Consider the following 419-nt stretch of genomic DNA (forward strand, 5'->3'; position numbering starts at 1 on the left):
GCGGCCTCGATGGCCAAGGCAAAGGCCACCACCCTGATCCTGGTGACGAACACCGTCGCGGGCAGGCAGTGGAAGGACGAGCTAGTGCGCCGCACCTCCCTGACGGAGGATGAAATCGGCGAATACTCCGGAGAGAAGAAGGAGATCCGCCCCGTGACCATCGCCACCTACCAAGTGGTCACGCGCAAGTCGAAGGGCGAATACCGGGCGCTGGAGCTGTTCGACTCCCGCGACTGGGGCTTAATCATTTACGACGAGGTTCACCTGCTGCCTGCCCCGGTGTTCCGCATGACCTCCGACCTGCAGTCTCGCCGCCGTCTGGGGCTCACCGCCACCCTGGTGCGCGAGGACGGCCGCGAAGGCGACGTATTCAGCCTGATCGGGCCGAAGCGCTACGACGCCCCATGGAAGGACATCGA

General features: G+C 64.7%; 1 protein-coding gene. It reads left to right on the forward strand.

Going from position 1 to position 419, the window contains the following annotated elements:
- Positions 1-419 (forward strand): DEAD/DEAH box helicase family protein (locus tag QP413_RS09885; protein WP_284781598.1); only part of this gene is annotated, 419 nt, incomplete at both ends.

The organism is Corynebacterium sp. UMB4614 (genome assembly GCF_030217065.1).
Taxonomy (GTDB): Bacteria; Actinomycetota; Actinomycetes; order Mycobacteriales; family Mycobacteriaceae; genus Corynebacterium.